4 protein-coding genes are annotated in these 3078 nt (G+C 63.9%); 2 read left to right on the top strand and 2 right to left on the bottom strand.

Annotated elements, in window-relative coordinates:
• Positions 1-539: DUF3604 domain-containing protein (locus tag GY725_04380; GenBank protein MCP4003413.1), on the bottom strand; the 539-nt coding region annotated here is incomplete at its 3' end.
• Positions 540-678: 139 nt separating this feature from the next.
• On the bottom strand, positions 679-1464 hold the full coding sequence (locus tag GY725_04375) for a hypothetical protein (GenBank protein ID MCP4003412.1): 786 nt from the start codon (positions 1462-1464) through the stop codon (positions 679-681).
• A 246-nt stretch (positions 1465-1710) separates the two neighbouring features.
• Here GY725_04375 and GY725_04370 point away from each other — a divergent pair, with 246 nt between their 5' ends.
• Positions 1711-2454 (top strand): hypothetical protein, encoded by a 744-nt coding sequence (locus GY725_04370; GenBank protein ID MCP4003411.1) that lies wholly within the window; start codon positions 1711-1713, stop codon positions 2452-2454.
• Positions 2455-2472: 18 nt separating this feature from the next.
• Positions 2473-2928, top strand: coding sequence for a hypothetical protein (locus GY725_04365; GenBank protein MCP4003410.1), 456 nt, complete (start codon positions 2473-2475; stop codon positions 2926-2928).
• Positions 2929-3078: the final 150 nt, after the last annotated feature.

Raw genomic sequence — 3078 nt, 5'->3', positions numbered from 1 at the left:
GGCACGAAGGTGCCGAAGGCCTTGGCGCGCGTGATGAGGCTGGCCATGCCACGGTTGTCGGGTGCATTCAGGTCGTGAAGAAACTCGGAGATCGGCAGACGGGAGAGAGCGGAGCGGGTGTCGGCAGCCTCTTTGGCGACGCCGAGAAACATGGCGTGGTCCGTTACAGCGTAGAAGTCGAGCGATCGCTGGAGCTGGATCTGATAGCCCGCAGGGTGGGGAATCGCCTCGCCCTTGGCATAGCGATACGCGTCGCGAGGCGTCGCAAGAGAGCCAAACGCGAAGGCGTCGAAGGAGTACTCGGTGTGGACGTGGAGATCGCCGAAGTAGGCGTTCCGCTCCGGGTTTGCCTCCGGCCGCAGGGTGATCGTGTCCTGAGACGGCTCGAACATCTCGTTCTGCGTCTGGGCGCCGACCAACCCGCGAGTCTCGCCGCTATTGATGGCGTTGGATGACTCGAAGTCTGGACAACCCGACAGGACGAGTGCGCTCAGCGAGACCAGCGATGCAGTGAAGATGATTCGGACACCCGAGTGCATGATTCCTGTCCTTCCGCGTAATTGGCAGATGCGCCTCCCATGAAACCATCCATCGGCTGGGAGGTCATCCGTACGGGTGGTATCACACAAAGAGCATGGTCTGTGGGGAGGGCGCCTCGGGTCGGGAATCCTCTCTGCCTCAGTCGCTCGTATCGCGGGCGGCGGCCTCGATCCAGTTCGAGAACTCGCAGGCGAGATGCCAGTAATGCCCTCTTAGGATCGGGCCAGGGAACGCCCGCGGCATCTCGATGCCGAGCCGGGCTCGCAACCCATTGCCTTCGTCGCGGAACTGATGTCGGACCCGTCCGACGACTCGCCCATCCGAAAACCGCGCGGTCGCAGTCATCTGGACGGGAAACTTCGGATCGGGCTGCAGTTCCGGTCTATCTTCATCGTTGAAGCCGATGAAGATATGACTGGGCAATGGCGAGTTCCCCACCGTCTCGATGACTTCCTGTGTGCCGTCACTTGCCAGGCTGATGAGCCAATGGTCGGGATTGGCGGCGAGCATGGTCGCCTCATCGTTGGAATGGTGGGCACGCATGAACCACTCTACATACGCCTTCGCACCGATTCCCTCTGCCAACACATCAATCGTGCACAGCTTCCTGCGGCCCCTGGAGAGCGCGAGGACTGCCCCGATGACGATCCGAGATCGCTTGCACTTGCTCCGAGTCAGCTCGCGAATGCCGTCTGGTCCAAGCCGCCCCTTCAACACGCCTAGCATCTGGCGCATGTCACTCACGGATTCTGGTTCGATGCGAGTCAGGCCGGCGTCCGACAGGAATTCCCAAACCCTCTGTGGTCCCAGGTGAGCTGCGATCAGACGAATCGCTCGTCTTCCTCGTTTCAGTTCCCACGCTTCGATTTCCTGTCGCGAAATCTCACGCCCATCGAAAACTGCGGTGGTAGATATGGCCATCATTCCCATTTCCGAATGTCATTGAGCAAAGCCTGCCTTCTCCTTACGGGTAGCCACACGCGGCCCAGACACTCCCGCAGCACCGAACGAAGAAGGCGTCTGGATTCTGACATGCCCGGCCCACCAAGCACAATATTGCAGGTGCGCCGATTGGAAGCGCGGGCCTCGCGATGATTCTTGCGCGCGGCCCCTAACAGGCCCGGTCGAGCGGATGTGCCATACTCCACGGGTGCACCGAGAGGAGATCCGATGGAGCCTTTCAGCTACGACGCGAGTCAGGACCCGGTCAGAGCCGATCTGATCGCCGCCCATCGGGCGGCGTGGCAACACATCGCGGCCCCCGGTACCTGGCTCAGCGGTGCCGAGCGGGTGGCCGTTGCCGATGAAACCCGGCGCGCTCGCAACTGCGCCCTCTGCGCAGAGCGCAAGGCGGCTCTGTCGCCGTTCTCGGCCGAAGGCGATCACGACCACGCCGGGCTGCTCTCCGAGGCGATGGTCGATCAGATCCACCGCGTCACCACCGATGCGAGTCGGCTCACCCAGAAGTGGCACGACGAGTTGATCGCGGGTGGACTCTCCGTCGAGAACTACGTCGAGGCGCTCGGGGTCGTCGTGCTCGTGATCAGCATCGACGAATTCAATCACGCGATCGGACTCCCGTACGAGCCCCTGCCCGAAGCGAAGCCGGGCGAACCAACCCACTACCGCCCGGCCGGTGTGCGCATGCAGGACGCCTGGGTGCCGATGGTCGACCTCAAGGCCGCCGACCCCGCGGAGAAGGAGCTACTCGGTGGCCCGGGAGGCCGCAGCGCGAACGTGATCAAGGCGCTCAGCCTGGTGCCCGCGCAGGTCCAGGCGTGGAGCGATCTGTCGGACGCGCAGTACCTTTCGCGCGATCGCATGATGGGTATGGAGACCGGACGGTCGATCGATCGATCGCAGGTCGAGCTCGTGGCTTCCCGCGTGGCCGCCATGAACGAGTGCTTTTACTGAACCACCTCCCACGCGGTGATGCTCCGTGCGAGCATCGAGTTTCACGGGAGCGATGGTGATGTGCGCGCCGTGACCGAAGGCGAGAAGCTCGGCGACGCCGGAATCGAACACGGCGAGCGACTCATGACCTTCGCACGCGCGGCGGTTGCGGGTGACGAAGCCGAGTTGGCGACCGCTCGCGATGCGCTGCGCGCCGCGGCGGGATCCGAGGTCGTGGTCGACGCAGCCGGTGTGATCGGAAACTTCCAGCGCATGGTGCGAATCGCCGACGGCACCGGGATCCCCATCGACGGGGTGGTCCGAGCCCTGTCGGAGGACTTCCGCGAAGACATCGGCATCGACGATTTCGTCACCCGTCGCGCCGCAGACATGGGCGTGCTGGCACGCACCGTCGGACCCGCTGCACGCGGGGCCGTCAATCTCTTCTTGCGGGTCGCGGGGCGTCGCTCGCGCAAAGCCCCTTCGAGCGACTAGGACCCAGTGCCCTAGGGAACCTCTGCACAGGGAGGCTGCGGCTGCGAAGCGCGATGCATCCGCCTGCGCTGCGTCGCGCGACCCTCTGCAGATCTACGGATCTGCGATCGGATCACGCTTCTTGCTCAGGCGGCGACTCCCGCTTCTCGC

This window comes from bacterium, assembly GCA_024226335.1.
Classification (GTDB): Bacteria; Myxococcota_A; UBA9160; order SZUA-336; family SZUA-336; genus JAAELY01.
Note: the sequence above shows the minus strand (reverse complement) of the source record. Positions and strands in the feature narration are given on the sequence as shown.